Genomic DNA, 14,050 nt, shown 5'->3' with positions numbered 1-14,050 from the left:
GATTTGTGAACCACATCAATCACTGTGGGAGCTGGCTTGCCAGCGATGCGGCCAGACAGGGCAACACAAATCACCGATTCGAAACACAAAACCGTTTCGCAACCAGAAACCCGACCGTACAAGCCACAGCGGTGGCAAATGTCCCCCACGCCCAATCCATCAACGACACCTGCATCGACCACCCACGCAACGTCGCCCAATTGGTCAGGTCATAGGTGCCATACGCCACCAGCCCCAACAACGCGCCCGTCTTCGCCGCGCGCTGCCAACTCAACGCTGGCAACACCACCAACAGCACACACCCGAAAACGTACAGACAATAAAAAACCGCTGCGGGAATCAGCAGCGGTTTTTCAAGCATCAGCGGTCCAAGCAGTTCGCGATAGGTCGGCGCCATCAACAGGCCGAGCCAGATGCCGTCGAGCAAAAGAAACGTCGCCAGGGTGGCGACATAGGCAATCAGCGATTTTTTCATCTACCCGACCTCAAGTGAGCCCATGCAACATGGGCCACGCCAGGCTCAGGTTAGTTCAATGCGATCGGCGTGAATGACGATCTTGCCGTCCTTGTACAGCGAGCCGATGGCCTTCTTGAAGTTGCCTTTGCTGACGCCGAACAGGCTGCTGATCAACGCCGGATCACTCTTGTCGCTGACAGGAAGCGTGCCATCGTTCTCGCGCAGCTTGGCGAGAATCTTCGAGTTCAGGCTGCTGGCCGCTTCCTGACCGACCGGTTGCAGGCTCAGGCTGATCTTGCCGTCGGCGCGCACTTCCTTGATGAAGCCTTTCTCGATCATGCCGGCGCGCATGAACTTGAAGATTTCGTTCTTGTGAATCAAACCCCAGTGCTTATTGTTGATGATCGCCTTGAAGCCCATGTCGGTAGCTTCGGCAACCAGCAGGTCAACTTCCTGGCCCTGGCTGTAGTTGGCCGGGGTTTTGTCGAGGTATCGATCCAGACGTGCGGTGGCAGTGATGCGGCGGGTGTGCTTGTCGAGGTAGACGTGCACCACGCAGTACTCGCCGGCGGTCATCTGACGTTTTTCTTCGGAATACGGCAGCAACAGATCCTTCGGCAGGCCCCAATCGAGGAACACGCCGATGCTGTTGACTTCAACCACTTTCAGGCTGGCAAATTCACCGACCTGAACTTTCGGCTTTTCAGTGGTGGCGAGAAGTTTGTCTTCGCTGTCCAGATAAATAAAAACATTGAGCCAGTCTTCATCTTCGCTGGGAATATCTTTGGGGATATAACGGTTGGGCAAAAGAATCTCGCCGTCAGCACCGCCGTCCAGATATAAACCGAAGTTAGTGTGTTTAACCACTTGCAAACTGTTGTAACGCCCGACTAAAGCCATTTTCCAGAACCCTCATTGCGTGGGCGGCATTCTACCCGTTTTTGCTCCGGACGTTGGCTGGCAGATCCCGGGTTTGCGCAAAATCTGTGCAAGGCCTTGATTTTCCATGGATACAGACGCGCGTGTTGCCGCTCGTCAGTCCGAAACAACGGGTCGCGGCAGCCCGCCACAGCATCGCAAAACCCAAACGATCTTATTTAAAACAGCGAGTTAGCCGAATATTTCGAATATTGAATCGAGAATAATCCACCTTTGGGGTTGGTTATTCCGGGAGATATTTACCAAGCAATTGTCAAGTTATTACTGTACGATGCCTGGCCGAGTTACTTTTCTACAGGTTAATGGCCGCCATGCGTGTAAAAGCATCCACCAGCAAAGCAAAGCCAGCTCCAGCCGTTGAAACCAGCGAATCGATCAACGATCAGATCGCCGCGTTCCTCAAGTCCGGCGGCGAGATTCAGCAAATTGCCAAAGGCGTCAGTGGCCAGACGTTCGGCCCGTCCAAGCAGATCAGCCTGGGCAAGAAGTAACACCGGTTTTACACCCGTCCAGAGGCGCTTTGAGCTTCGAAGCGCCTGGACTGGCACCGCAAAATCCCCCTCCGTTTTAAACAAATCAATCATCAATTTCTTGCAAATCGACGAACGGCCATCAATGCCGCGCATTCGCCGGTATCCTTGCACGCGTCTAGATCAAGCGTTTCAGCAGGCTTGCCGCCCTGCGCTCGCTGTTCATGGAGTGACGCATGCGCAAATCATCCTGTTTATCGCTCGTAGGCCTGCTGGCTTGTGCGACTGCGCACGCGCAGATTTTCCAGCGTGAACTGGGCGACTTCGACCTCAAACTCGGCACCACGCCCAGCCGCAGCATGGCGCAAGGACTGGTCAAACCGGCGTCCACCGGCTCGTTTCATGGCGGACTCGACCTCAGCCACGACAGTGGCCTGTATTTCGGCCAGTACGCGCCGAGCATGGGCATTACACCGGGCAAGAACCTCGAAATCGACTCCTACTTCGGTTTTAAACAACCCTTCGATGAAACCCTCGGCTACGAAGTCGGGATGATTCACTACAGCTATCCCAAGGTGGACACCCTCGACAGTCAGGAGCTGTTCGGCGGCCTGACCCTGCTCGGCAGTCGATTCGGCATAGCCTTGAGCAACGACCCGGATAAACAGAACAACACCTTGTTTGCCGACCTTGGTGGCAATCAGCCGTTCGGCATCGGCGTCAGCATGAAATACACCACCCATCAACTGAACACGCCGGTGGCGGTGGACGGTGGTTATGTCAGCAATTTCACCGATTGGTCGGTGAAATTTTCCCGGCCAGTCATGGGCGTCAATCTCGATCTGATCTACAGCAATTCCAGTCTCAGTGGCAGCGATTGCTCGGCCTACTCCGGGCACAACAGCGAGTGCGACGGCCTCGTCACACTCAAAGCCGAGCGCACGTTCTATTGATCGGCTGAACTGCCGGGTTCATTCTGCGTTCACATAAGAATCAGACCCCAAGGCTGGCCATCGCAAGGATTCGCCCATGTCTCGCTGGTTCAAACACATAGTTGCTCTGCTGATATTTACCCTCGCTCTCGGCGCCTGTAGCCGCGTAGGCCTGGCCTATCGCAATCTCGACGTGATCATTCCGTGGACGCTCAGCGACTACCTGGACATGAACGGCGAGCAGAAAGGCTGGTTCAACGAACGCCTTCAGGAACACTTGAGTTGGCACTGCACCACGCAATTGCCGGGCTATCTCGACTGGCTCGACCGCTTACAGACGATGGTCGAGACCAACCGGGTGACCGACGCTGCGCTAGCGGAGCGCACCGAGGAAGCCAAACAAGCCATTGCTGAAACTGCGCGGGAGATCACCCCGTCCGCTATCGAGTTGCTGCAAGGGCTGGATGACAAACAAGTCGCCGAGATGAACGACGCATTTGCCAAGGATCTGCGCAAGCGCCAGCAGGAATACCTGAAACCGCCCCTGGCCCAGCAGATCGCCGAACGCGGTGCGCGCATGGTCAAACGCCTCAACGATTGGCTGGGACCGTTGAGCGCCACGCAAGAGCAGCGGGTCATGGCCTGGTCGACGACGCTGGGCGACCAGAACACCCAATGGATCGCTAATCGTGCCCATTGGCAGCAGCAGTTCAGCGCAGCCGTCGCTCAGCGCAAGAGTCCCGAATTCCCACAACGGATCGAGACGCTTCTGGTCAACCGCGAGCGTTTATGGACGGCGGATTACCGCAAGGCATTTGCTGACACCGAGGCGCAGGGGCGCTCGCTGGCGGTTGATCTGATGGCTGAGAGTACGCCTTCACAACGACAGCGGTTGTTGAAGAAGATTGAGGGGGTGCGCAAGGACTTCAATGATTTGAAGTGTTTGAGGGCAGCAAAACAGGGATAGAAGATCAAAAGATCGCAGCCTTCGGCAGCTCCTGGACATAACCCTGTAGGAGCTGCCGAAGGCTGCGATCTTTTGCTTTCAGGCAATCTGCGCCTTTGAAGCCACCTCATCAAACGTCGCCTCGGCCAGCGCGTCCTCCTGCTCATCCAGCACTTGGCGTGGATGATCGTTGCCGGGAATGCTGCTGTCGATCAGGCTCAGCAGGCTGGAACCGCGTGGCGTCAGCACGAAATTGCTTCCTGTGGCGCCCTCGTCATCTGGACGCGGTGCGATGTAGCCACGCAAGAGCAGCAACCTTTCATATTCGCAGGCCACCGTTTTCAAATGATCCAGATTCTCGATCGGCTCGCCCGCGCTGGCTTTCGCCGCCGCATAGTCTTCGGCGTATTTTCGAGGAGCGAAACTTTCGCCAGCACTGTTCTGCGCTTCGTGCAGCAAACGCTCAATCAAATCCCAGTTATAAGTCGTCATCCTGATTCAACCTCCGGTGCGCGTAATTAATGGCGCTGTCAAAGGTTGTGACCCGAGCGTGCCGCAGCCGTTCAGCCGCGTTTGCCGAGCAGACCGACCGGCGGTCTGTCGAATTACCTGAGGGTTAAACGACTAGTCTGAAACAGACGGTTTCAACCCCCAGGAGAAATCATCATGAACATTGAGAATCATCCGGTGGTGTCGCGCGAAGAATGGCTCGCCGCCCGTAAGCAGCATCTCGCCAACGAAAAAGCCTTCACCCGGGAGCGCGACCGCCTGAGCGCCGAACGCCGCGCATTGCCGTGGGTGAAGGTCGACAAGGACTACCACTTTCAAGGCCCGGACGGCGAATTGAAACTGGCTGACTTGTTCGGCAAGAACAGCCAATTGGTGGTTTACCACTTCATGTTCGCCAAGGACTGGGAGGAAGGCTGCCCGGGATGCTCGTTTCTGAGCGATCACATTGATGGCGCCAATCAGCATCTGGCGCATCACGATATTTCGGTGGTAGCGGTTTCCCACGCGCCGTTCAACGAATTCCAAGACTTTAAACAGCGCATGGGCTGGAAGTTTGACTGGGTGTCGTCAGACGGTTCCGATTTCAACTACGACTTTGGCGTTTGTACCCACGCGGAAGACGCCGATGCCGGAAAGGCTACATACAACTACGAAAAAACCGACAGCGCCGAGGAGGAAATGCCTGGGCTGAGCGTGTTTTATCGCAATGAGGCCGGGGAGATTTTCCATACCTATTCCACCTATGCCCGAGGTCTGGACATGCTGGTTGGCGCCTACAACTACCTCGACCTCACGCCCAAGGGCAGGAATGAAGGCGAGATCATGGAGTGGGTGCGGCATCATGATCGGTATGAAGGGACGACCAAATCCATCTGCTGCCATAGCGGCTGAAGGGCGCCACATTACTGAACTTTTCTCGGCTTCAAGGCCTCAACCGGATAACCCGCCTTAACCGGAACTGAGGCCTGCCCCGATGAAAACCCTGATCAAGCTCACCCTGGCTGCAACCCTCGCCTGCGCCCTGCCCGTCTGGGCCTGCACGCCGGAAGAAGCCACCGCCAAACGCGAACAACTGGCCAAGGAAGTCTCAAAGCTCACCGAGCAGAATCCGGACAAGGCCAAAGAGATCAACGCCGAGTTGCAGAAGATGGATCTGGGCACCGCCAGTGCGGATTTGCCGGACAAATGCCAGTTGATTGATCAGCGGTTGAAAGAGCTCAATTCGGCCGAGAAGAAAGCTGAGGGTTAAAAGCAAAGTCAAAAAATCGTCCGTAGGCTCGGGCCGCGATCGGACGATCTTTTGACCCTAATTATGCATCAGTGCATTTTATTTATTGCAAAAATGCATATCCAGACTAAGGTTACCTCGAGCAAGGAGATCGGCACCCGCCATGGAACATGGTCAACCTTAAACACCGATCGCTCGGCAACACCGCTGCACCCACACAAGCTGGACGCTTGTTTTCACTCATGGAGGATTGAAAAAATGTTAACCAATGAAGCAACCCGATTCACCTGCGAAACCCTGCCAAGGTGCTTGACCGGCCATCTGCTCGACCCGCAACTGGTCGAAATCGAAACCGCTGAACACGCCAATGCCCTGGCTGCCAGCAGCCTCAACTTCAGCATGCAGCAACAAACCCAGAGCAACTGGTGCTGGGCGGCAGTTTCTGCCTCGGTCGGCAACTATTACGGCACCGGGTCGTGGACCCAGTGCGGTGTTGCCAGTTCGGAACTGAACCGCAACTGCTGCAATCAGCCGGGGCCATGCAACGTCTACGGCTATCTGGACACCGCCCTGCGCACCACGCGCAGTTATAACGGTATGAATCAGGGTTCGCTGCAGATGTCGGCCATTCAGAACCAGATCAACATGGGCCGCCCCGTCGGCCTGCGCTGTGCCTGGTACGGCGGCGGTGCGCACTTCCTGACGATCTACGGCACCAACGGCAACTACGTGCTGGTCGCGGACTCGATCTACGGCTATTCAACCCGAGCCTTGAACGCATTCCCCGGTTCGTACAACGGTGGCGGCAACTGGACCAACACTTATTTCACCGCGAAAAACTAGGAGGGCGACATCATGCAACTGACTTATCCAAAGGCGCCTTCCAACGGCGTACAGACTTTGCGTCCGGCACTACAAGCCGCCCTGCAAACCCAGGGCTTCGGCGCCAACCGGCAGTTTGCCAACGCGACTGCGGCAAAGATCAGACTCAGTGAAGCCTGGCGTGGTTACTCGCTGAGCCTGGAGGACTTGAGCAACGGCAAAGGTCTGAAAGATGCCCGAGTCGGCGATTGGCATTACCTGGTGTTCGCCGATGGCGTGACCATTGCCGATGCGCAATTGGCCGACGTTCGCGGCCATGTCGAGTTCGCTTCGTTGAACCATGGTGGTCTGGCGGCCGCCACGGTCGGTGCGCTGAAACTGGCCGAGCAATCGCCGCAATTGCAGGGTAAAACCGTGGAACCGCGATTGTTGTTTGTTTCGGCACTGCACGTTGTGGCGATCTGGCTGCACGCCGATGGTGAAGATGTGCTGATTCCAATCGAGCCAACGCCGAAGGAATTGGCGGCCACAAGGTTGTACAGCGAGGCTGCGCTGCTCGCTCTACTGAAACCGGCGGCTGACAAGGCCAAACAGCGCTTTGACGCCGACACCAGCGGTCTGCTCGGGAGCTGACAAACCCTGGCCATAAAAAAACCCGGACACTGTCCGGGTTTTTTCTGTGCGCCTGAAACGACTTACTCAGCCGCAGGTTCTGCCGGCTTGCGGCGCTTGAGCGGGGCCATACCGTCGCTGCTCACCAGAGAATCCGGCTTCGGACGGTTGACGCTCTTGCGCTTGGTCGGCGTCTTGGCGGCGGTTTTCTTCTTGTCGCCCTTGGCGTCGGTCTTTTTCTTCTTCACGCCGACGGCTTTACCCGAGGCCTTGACCTTTTTCGGCCCGCCGTAGGTGCCTTTGACTTCCTTGATGGTGCGGCGCTCGAAGCTCTGCTTCAGATAACGCTCGATGCTCGACATCAGGTTCCAGTCGCCGTGGCAGATCAGCGAGATCGCCAGACCGTCGTTACCGGCACGACCGGTACGACCGATGCGGTGCACGTACTCGTCGCCGCTGCGTGGCATGTCGAAGTTGATCACCAGATCCAGGCCATCAACGTCCAGACCACGGGCGGCGACGTCGGTAGCGACCAGAATCTTCACGCCGCCCTGCTTCAGACGGTCGATCGCCAGTTTGCGATCCTTCTGGTCTTTCTCACCGTGCAGCACGAATGCTTTGTATTCCTGAGCCACGAGGCGGCCGTAGATGCGGTCAGCCATGGCGCGGGTGTTGGTGAACACGATGGCCTTCTGGTAGGTCTCGTTGGCCAGCAACCAGTTGACGATCTGCTCTTTGTGCTGATTGTGGTCGGCGGTGATGATCTGTTGACGGGTCGTCGAGTTCAGCTGGCTGACCGCGTTGAGCTGCAAGTGCTCAGGATTGTTCAGCACCTTGGCGATCATCTCGCGCAGGCCGGAACCGCCGGTGGTGGCGGAGAACAGCATGGTCTGCTGACGGTTCGGGCATTCGTCGACCAGACGCTGCACGTCTTCGGCAAAGCCCATGTCGAGCATGCGGTCGGCTTCGTCGAGCACCAGCACTTCGACTTCTTTCAGGTCGAGGTTGCCGGCGTTGAGTTGCTCGATCATCCGGCCCGGGGTGCCGATGAGGATGTCCGGCACTTTGCGCAGCATTGCAGCCTGGACCTTGAAGTCTTCACCGCCGGTGATCAGGCCGGACTTGATGAAAGTGAACTGCGAAAAGCGTTCAACTTCCTTTAGCGTCTGCTGGGCCAGTTCACGGGTCGGCAGCAGGATCAGCGTCTTGATGCTGACGCGGACCTTGGCCGGGCCGATCAGGCGGTTGAGGATTGGCAGAACGAAAGCGGCGGTTTTGCCACTACCGGTTTGCGCCGTCACCCGCAAATCACGCCCTTGGAGCGCCAGCGGGATGGCCGCGGCTTGCACAGGCGTTGGCTCGACAAATTTCAGCTCGGCCACAGCTTTAAGCAGGCGTTCGTGCAGGGCGAATTGGGAAAACACGGGTGCTACCTCGAAGATATGCAAAAAAACAGCTGCATAGGTTACCGGTTTCGAGCGCTCAGGCCGAGTTTCTTTGTGCGAACGGTCGCATTTAGCATTTTTTTCACCGCCGATGCGCCGCCCAGAAGGTGTCAGCGCGCCAAAATCTCTCGCAACCCGTAAAGCTCTACACGCTTATTTTCCAGAGCTTCAATTCTCGAATTTACAAAAGAGAGGTATTTTGAACGCATATGAAGTTCAACTCTGGATAATTCCGTCTGCGCTTTCTTCTGTTCCAGTGCCCCAACAGCTTTCTCCAATAACTCGTCAAACATCGAGGCTCTTTCCTGCGTACCCGCGTACGCCGCTGGCAATGAATTAGCATCGACAAAATTAAAAGAAACACCAATTGAACATTCGACATTCCTCACGGAGTGCCACCAGCCTGATGGAACATAAACAAATTCGCCAGGCTTTTGCAGAAACTTGAAGTACTCGACTTCCTTCAACTCACTGTCCAGGTTATCCACGAAACTCTTCAGCCTAACTTTTTTTTCAAGTCCTGCCTTGAGTAACTCCGAAGGCCTGACAAGTGTCCATTCCTTCAAACCGGCCACCAAAAGCATCCATGAATGACTGTGCCAAAGATCGGCATGCAAACGGGTACCCGACCCGACGGGACCGATGAATATTTCCTTGAGAAAATCCCGGGTACTTTCAGCACCTTGCAGAAGATCGAACGAGAAGTGCGGCAGCAGCGGTATATCACTGAGCAAGCCACTGTCCAGTGAGGTTATTTTAAGACTGCGCAAATACAACCCGGCACTATGCTCACCCTTGAGACCTTGAATCAAATCAGACATTGAGATCCGATGCGTAACACCCGCAGAGTCCGTCGCACTGACGATGCGTTCACCGTATTTGCGTGAAAAAAAATCGAAGCTCCAATGATTCAATGCACCACATGTCTCTCCAAGTCCCGACATCAGAGCCGGGTTATTCTTGATCACACATGAAAAATAAAACTCTTCCAGGGAAGGCGAAACGAGACGGGAAATATCCTGCATACAATGCTCCAGATTCATTACCGACGCACGGCGACAGTCAGACCTTCTGCAGTAGGAAGTACTGTAGTGAGAAACATCGGCGAATGAGCGATAACGTAATTGAATTTTCGCAGCGCAACCACTTCCGCCCTGATTTCCTCTGGACATTCGGGATCAGCAATATAGCCCCACGCGAATGTATTATCAGCGATCAACAGACCGCCACTTCTTAGATTTTTCGCTGCCCACTTCAAATAATGAGGGTATGAAACCTTGTCTCCATCAATGAAAACAATATCGAATGGTCCGTTGGCTTCTAGCTGAACCAAACGTTCACATGCGTCCCCTGTGATGACTTCCACCACGCCGGCTTTTCCCAGCGATCTCAGATTATCTTTGGCAATACCCGCAAGCCGCTCATCGATTTCAATTGTGTAAAGACGCCCACCTGGCGCAAGTCCAAGCGAAAGAAAATAGGCTGAAAATCCAAACAAGGTACCGATTTCAAGAATTTTCTGTGGCTGAACTATCGTACTGAGCAATTGAAGATGCCGTGCATCCATGGGGGATACTTGAAGCGGCGGAATTGATTCATCATTCATTGCATTCGCCAGGATGCCCTGTAGGTCGGCTGGTACCGGAGACAACAACTGCTCTACATAAGCAGAAATACGCGCCCTTTCCAGAGAAAATTTTTTATCCGCTGCCGGGAAAGCAAAATCCTCACTCATACAAATTCCTTTTCTGATCAAGTGGCAGGATGTGTTTTAGAATTTCCGCAATAACATAAGCAACCCGATCTGCTTCCAGTTCGGAATTCGCATCAATGAATGGGTCTGGGTAACCAAACTCCATAATATCCACACCCACTACACGATATCTATCAAGCACTTCAACGAGCAGAGAAATGGCACGACCGAAAGAAATACCCAGAGGCGCAGGATTGCCCGTGGTTCGCAACTCCAGCATGGAAATGACATCGACATCAAAGCTGATATAGACATCATGATCTGGAGGAATCAACTTTAGAATTCTTTCGTTGCTCAGATTTAACATTTGAAGATTGGAAACTTGCGTACCGAGCCCTTTCAAATACTTTAAAGCCACGTCTCTCCCGCCTTTACCAGCACACTGATAATGATTGACGCCTATATGCACAAAGTGGATATCGGGATCAAATTCATGCAGATGCGATACAAAATTGCTGTGATCAATCGACTTTGAATATCGAGCATTATATCCAGAAGAGAATCCTTGCAAATCAATATCCAAATGATGATCAAACTGAATGACGCACAGTGGCTTTTGAAGTTTATTCTTCGTCGCCTTGATACTCGCAAAACTGAGCGAGTGATCACCACCGAGGATTAGAGGAATGACATTTGGAGGAAAACCACCAACAATGGATTCTACATATTCGAGCCAGGTCGCCAGCGTCACTCCCTTTAAATTCATATCGCCAACGTCATACCAACGGAGTTCAGCAGCAGGATGAGCAGCGCCGTCCAGGGTGAATGCGTCGTCGATATTTCCGGTGCGCCAAAAGTGTCGCCTGGAAGCTTTTCTCAACAGTGCCGGGCCATTGGCAGCCCCTGCGGTGTAGGATCCTGCGTGACACGGCAAACCCAGCACCACCCCCTGTGCATCAAGCGGTATATCGTGATGAAAACAGAATGGAAAATTGAAGAAAGAAATTGATTTTTTTAACGGACGCAAGCGAGACAGGTAAGCGTCTTCATCCACGACAGTCAATGGTATAAAAAAACCGACATCCACAAGTTCATAGTAAACAAAGTAGTGAGCAATGCTATCAAAGACAAAACTGGAACTTCCCAGAATATCATCGATTATTGAAATCGTTAGAGGTCCGAGACCAATACTGACATGATCAAAACGGTTAACCCATATCCCATCCTCGACACTGCTTATCGGATCAACGTATCTCGACAATCGCACGCCTGGCACGGATAACTCACTGCCTGCGAGATTCATCTGTATCCCCCCGACGCAGTTCCTGGACTATACGCTTCAATGTATTGACATCAACACCGTCGAGTACCAATTCTCCAGTTAACGCCAACCCCACTACCTTTCTTCGCATTTTCTGTTCAGCGAAGAATCTGCCAAGATTCTGGTCAAGCTTGATAGTCCTGTTCGTCATAATCATTCCATGGCAACAAAATCAAAGCGATATAGATATCCTGAGTACGACGCACAATACATTTGTCCCTGCTGGGAAATTATGGGTGTTACATGCATACATCGTTCATGATCTGTTAGTTGGAGATTCTGACTCGTCTCCCAAAGAAACCGACCTTCGTCACGAGAAACACAAACGGCATTTCCCCGCTCACTCAAAAATACAAAATCATCGGCGGGGGTTAATGTGACAGATGCGTACCCCAGAGCAGCGCCAACTTCATAAACCCACTTGACTTCTTTCATCCTGATGTCGATTGCATAGACTTTTCCGGACTCATCGCCTACACACGCTATTCCCTTGGAAATCGCAGGACTGTTTACGATCTTGGCCGAGCAGTTGAATTCCTTGAGCAGCTTGCCGCTACCGCCATCAAGCAATGTAATCCTGCCATCCACTGAAGCAATAACGAGTGTATTGAATTCATTGCAGAAAGCTGGAGAGGACCTGATACTCCCTTGAAATCGAACTGACCAAACCAGCGTCCCCTCAGGAGAGACACAGACCACAGATTCACCGCACACCGCAATGACAAGGTCGTTGGCAACACAAGGTGTCGCATAGGGATCACGGAAAGCAGCGATACCCCCGACGCGCGCACCTCTGGGTGCTGGAAGTTGGTATTGAAACTGAATTCTTCCCGTATCGACATCCAGGCAATAAAGACTGTAATTGAAAACGCCGACAAAAATACTGCTTCCCGACCGAATCGCTCCCGCGTAAATCGGAAACTCCACCGAGGTCTTCCACAACAACTTTCCCATTAACGAAATGGCCAGTACGGACCCTCCGGTGGTGCAGACCAGAATCGCTTTTTTATCGTTCAAGTAGATAGGGGAGGAATAAATTGAAGCGGCGACCCTGAGCTCCCAGAATACTTCATCCAACGACAGTTTGATGAATCTGATAAAACCATCATCACTGCATGCAATCAGCCCTACGCCTTCAATTAGCACCGGTGTCGAATGCAAGGCAACGCGAATCACCTGGCCCAACCGCTTGTTATTATAAGAAAACTCCCGATAGGCTGTAATCACTGGTTCGACTGACCAATCCACGTTATTGATAATGCTGGAGCGGCAAACTCTAATGGAAGGATCATGTCGGAAAGCGGCCATTCATATCTACCTTTCAGGTTAATGAAATACGAAACCTGCGTGATGAATTAAGCAAGCGAGCAAAGAAAATCATGTTTATCATCCCCAAGAGTACGATCGAAAGTCTTTCGAAGATGATAATCTTCTCTCCGGCCATCCCGGCGTGCGCAATCAACATAACGCCTGGAACAACCAGAAACCAAGTACTTATCAACGATGACACCAATAGAAAACCCGTTTGCCTCTCGCCCACGAGAAACTGCGAGCATACGTGTTGCAATACATAAAACAATGCAACAACCATGTGAACTTTAATCAAGAAATCAGCTATTGATTTAACCTCCCCCGCTAAACCAGGCGATAACAAATCGATAATATAATCCGCACAAAGAAACAACACTATACTGATTGGCAGAACTGGCGCGACGCTACATAGCAAACTGTATCCAGCGGTGTGCTTCCGGTCTTCCACTGTTTTATCCAAAACATAACCATAGAAAACAAGTGCTGACTCAGACAGTGCTTGAGGTACCCTATAAAACAGTCCCGTGATTTTCGCTGCCACATTTGCCGCTGCCAGATAATCGACCCCCAGTCGACCGAACACCAGTGTAACGACCGCGCTGGAGACGAAATCATTGACATTCCAGGCGGCAATTTTCGGTGTATGGATCAGCATATCAATCAACGAGTGCCTGAAGACCTTAAACTCAAACTGTCTATCCGCGTTGCTCACCACCATCGCCACCAGACAGGCACCACCTACAACGATAGTAAACAGTTGCGCCCATGCGGAAGTATAAACAACCGCTTTCTCCAGATAGTTATCAGCCAACTCACCAAATACGCTGTAAATATTTGCATTAAGAACCAGCTTAATTACAAAACTTGCAAACAGAAGCATTAGCGATAGTTTGCGATAGCCACGTATTCTTAATGCCAGCGGAATAAGTACATATAATATTGAGAGCACATAAACATCGGTACGTGCATGATAATTTGACTCGCCCAATGCTAGAACTTCAGCCGACTGACCTAGTGCAGTCAACACGTCTACAAAAAAAAGCCCCCCCGCCTGAACAGGAACCCAGCTGATTAGAACAGCCAGCACCGCTGATAACATAAGTCCTGGATAGTCCTGAACAAACTGGTTTCGGCCTTCGGCCTTTGACACTTGAGAAGCATGTATATCGATAATGCCGTAGGCGAACGCGGTTACTATCGCAAAGATGACATCTACGAGTCCCAACGCAGCTACGTAGGTAGTCGATTTTCCACCTACAACCCAGAGATCAGAGACACTCCAGATCATTTGCATGGAACTGGCGATGCCAATGATCAAGGCATAGCCGTAGAATTCCTGCGCAGAAAACACCGTGTGCATTCGA

Annotated in this window: 16 protein-coding genes; 7 read left to right on the top strand and 9 right to left on the bottom strand. The window is 52.8% G+C overall.

All coding sequences use genetic code 11. The features are described from left to right. Positions 1–70: 70 nt before the first annotated feature. The gene (locus PSH79_RS07445) at positions 71–475 is read right to left on the bottom strand and encodes a DUF2177 family protein (protein WP_305441962.1); all 405 of its coding nucleotides are present in this window, start codon (positions 473–475) and stop codon (positions 71–73) included. Positions 476–520: 45 nt separating this feature from the next. Then, on the bottom strand, positions 521–1,357 hold the full coding sequence (locus PSH79_RS07440; RefSeq protein ID WP_305441961.1) for a S1 RNA-binding domain-containing protein: 837 nt from the start codon (positions 1,355–1,357) through the stop codon (positions 521–523). Positions 1,358–1,698: 341 nt separating this feature from the next. Between PSH79_RS07440 and PSH79_RS07435 the strand changes: the two genes are divergently transcribed. The 3 genes from PSH79_RS07435 (at position 1,699) to PSH79_RS07425 (ending at position 3,765) form a co-directional block, all read left to right on the top strand. Then, positions 1,699–1,887, top strand: a complete 189-nt coding sequence (locus tag PSH79_RS07435) for a hypothetical protein (RefSeq protein WP_016985943.1) — start codon at positions 1,699–1,701, stop codon at positions 1,885–1,887. 215 nt (positions 1,888–2,102) lie between these two features. Beyond that, positions 2,103–2,819: a TorF family putative porin gene (locus PSH79_RS07430; protein ID WP_305441960.1), complete on the top strand. Its 717-nt coding sequence runs from the start codon at positions 2,103–2,105 to the stop codon at positions 2,817–2,819. Positions 2,820–2,895: 76 nt separating this feature from the next. Continuing rightward, positions 2,896–3,765, top strand: a complete 870-nt coding sequence (locus PSH79_RS07425) for a DUF6279 family lipoprotein (protein WP_305441959.1) — start codon at positions 2,896–2,898, stop codon at positions 3,763–3,765. 78 nt (positions 3,766–3,843) lie between these two features. Here the strand turns inward: PSH79_RS07425 and PSH79_RS07420 are convergent, their stop codons facing one another. Continuing rightward, positions 3,844–4,236, bottom strand: coding sequence for a transcriptional regulator (locus PSH79_RS07420; RefSeq protein WP_305441958.1), 393 nt, complete (start codon positions 4,234–4,236; stop codon positions 3,844–3,846). A 174-nt stretch (positions 4,237–4,410) separates the two neighbouring features. Between PSH79_RS07420 and PSH79_RS07415 the strand changes: the two genes are divergently transcribed. The 4 genes from PSH79_RS07415 to PSH79_RS07400 all read left to right on the top strand — a co-directional run bounded on the left by PSH79_RS07415 (position 4,411) and on the right by PSH79_RS07400 (position 6,937). Beyond that, positions 4,411–5,145: a thioredoxin family protein gene (locus tag PSH79_RS07415; protein ID WP_305441957.1), complete on the top strand. Its 735-nt coding sequence runs from the start codon at positions 4,411–4,413 to the stop codon at positions 5,143–5,145. Positions 5,146–5,227: 82 nt separating this feature from the next. Beyond that, positions 5,228–5,503, top strand: a complete 276-nt coding sequence (locus PSH79_RS07410; protein WP_305441956.1) for a hypothetical protein — start codon at positions 5,228–5,230, stop codon at positions 5,501–5,503. 237 nt (positions 5,504–5,740) lie between these two features. Beyond that, complete coding sequence (locus PSH79_RS07405) at positions 5,741–6,325, top strand: papain-like cysteine protease family protein (RefSeq protein WP_305441955.1); 585 nt, start codon at positions 5,741–5,743, stop codon at positions 6,323–6,325. A gap of 12 nt (positions 6,326–6,337) precedes the next feature. Beyond that, on the top strand, positions 6,338–6,937 hold the full coding sequence (locus tag PSH79_RS07400; RefSeq protein ID WP_305441954.1) for a hypothetical protein: 600 nt from the start codon (positions 6,338–6,340) through the stop codon (positions 6,935–6,937). 62 nt (positions 6,938–6,999) lie between these two features. Here PSH79_RS07400 and PSH79_RS07395 read toward each other — a convergent pair whose 3' ends face one another. The 6 genes from PSH79_RS07395 to PSH79_RS07370 form a co-directional block, all read right to left on the bottom strand. Next, complete coding sequence (locus PSH79_RS07395) at positions 7,000–8,340, bottom strand: DEAD/DEAH box helicase (protein ID WP_103306179.1); 1,341 nt, start codon at positions 8,338–8,340, stop codon at positions 7,000–7,002. A 131-nt stretch (positions 8,341–8,471) separates the two neighbouring features. Further along, positions 8,472–9,386 (bottom strand): cupin-like domain-containing protein, encoded by a 915-nt coding sequence (locus tag PSH79_RS07390; protein WP_305441953.1) that lies wholly within the window; start codon positions 9,384–9,386, stop codon positions 8,472–8,474. A gap of 17 nt (positions 9,387–9,403) precedes the next feature. Then, positions 9,404–10,096 carry an O-methyltransferase gene (locus tag PSH79_RS07385; RefSeq protein WP_123452557.1) on the bottom strand — a complete coding sequence of 231 codons (693 nt, stop codon included), beginning with the start codon at positions 10,094–10,096 and terminating at the stop codon, positions 9,404–9,406. Further along, complete coding sequence (locus PSH79_RS07380; RefSeq protein WP_305441952.1) at positions 10,089–11,357, bottom strand: arginase family protein; 1,269 nt, start codon at positions 11,355–11,357, stop codon at positions 10,089–10,091. Before PSH79_RS07380 ends, PSH79_RS07385 begins: the two co-directional genes overlap by 8 nt. A gap of 171 nt (positions 11,358–11,528) precedes the next feature. Further along, the gene (locus tag PSH79_RS07375; RefSeq protein ID WP_305441951.1) at positions 11,529–12,683 is read right to left on the bottom strand and encodes a PQQ-binding-like beta-propeller repeat protein; all 1,155 of its coding nucleotides are present in this window, start codon (positions 12,681–12,683) and stop codon (positions 11,529–11,531) included. Positions 12,684–12,696: 13 nt separating this feature from the next. Next, positions 12,697–14,046 carry an MATE family efflux transporter gene (locus PSH79_RS07370; RefSeq protein WP_305441950.1) on the bottom strand — a complete coding sequence of 450 codons (1,350 nt, stop codon included), beginning with the start codon at positions 14,044–14,046 and terminating at the stop codon, positions 12,697–12,699. Positions 14,047–14,050: the final 4 nt, after the last annotated feature.

It is taken from the genome of Pseudomonas sp. FP2196 (assembly GCF_030687715.1).
Lineage (GTDB): Bacteria > Pseudomonadota > Gammaproteobacteria > Pseudomonadales > Pseudomonadaceae > Aquipseudomonas.
The sequence above is the reverse complement of the archived record's forward strand: the minus strand, read 5'-3'. Positions and strand labels throughout refer to the sequence as shown.

Excerpts from the sequence above, each read along its gene's own strand:
- PSH79_RS07445 (WP_305441962.1), bottom strand. The coding sequence starts at position 475 with ATGAAAAAATCGCTGATTGCCTATGTCGCCACCCTGGCGACGTTTCTT.
- PSH79_RS07440 (WP_305441961.1), bottom strand. The coding sequence starts at position 1,357 with ATGGCTTTAGTCGGGCGTTACAACAGTTTGCAAGTGGTTAAACACACT.
- PSH79_RS07435 (WP_016985943.1), top strand. The coding sequence starts at position 1,699 with ATGGCCGCCATGCGTGTAAAAGCATCCACCAGCAAAGCAAAGCCAGCT.
- PSH79_RS07430 (WP_305441960.1), top strand. The coding sequence starts at position 2,103 with ATGCGCAAATCATCCTGTTTATCGCTCGTAGGCCTGCTGGCTTGTGCG.
- PSH79_RS07425 (WP_305441959.1), top strand. The coding sequence starts at position 2,896 with ATGTCTCGCTGGTTCAAACACATAGTTGCTCTGCTGATATTTACCCTC.
- PSH79_RS07420 (WP_305441958.1), bottom strand. The coding sequence starts at position 4,236 with ATGACGACTTATAACTGGGATTTGATTGAGCGTTTGCTGCACGAAGCG.
- PSH79_RS07415 (WP_305441957.1), top strand. The coding sequence starts at position 4,411 with ATGAACATTGAGAATCATCCGGTGGTGTCGCGCGAAGAATGGCTCGCC.
- PSH79_RS07410 (WP_305441956.1), top strand. The coding sequence starts at position 5,228 with ATGAAAACCCTGATCAAGCTCACCCTGGCTGCAACCCTCGCCTGCGCC.
- PSH79_RS07405 (WP_305441955.1), top strand. The coding sequence starts at position 5,741 with ATGTTAACCAATGAAGCAACCCGATTCACCTGCGAAACCCTGCCAAGG.
- PSH79_RS07400 (WP_305441954.1), top strand. The coding sequence starts at position 6,338 with ATGCAACTGACTTATCCAAAGGCGCCTTCCAACGGCGTACAGACTTTG.
- PSH79_RS07390 (WP_305441953.1), bottom strand. The coding sequence starts at position 9,386 with ATGCAGGATATTTCCCGTCTCGTTTCGCCTTCCCTGGAAGAGTTTTAT.
- PSH79_RS07385 (WP_123452557.1), bottom strand. The coding sequence starts at position 10,096 with ATGAGTGAGGATTTTGCTTTCCCGGCAGCGGATAAAAAATTTTCTCTG.
- PSH79_RS07380 (WP_305441952.1), bottom strand. The coding sequence starts at position 11,357 with ATGAATCTCGCAGGCAGTGAGTTATCCGTGCCAGGCGTGCGATTGTCG.
- PSH79_RS07375 (WP_305441951.1), bottom strand. The coding sequence starts at position 12,683 with ATGGCCGCTTTCCGACATGATCCTTCCATTAGAGTTTGCCGCTCCAGC.
- PSH79_RS07370 (WP_305441950.1), bottom strand. The coding sequence starts at position 14,046 with ATGCACACGGTGTTTTCTGCGCAGGAATTCTACGGCTATGCCTTGATC.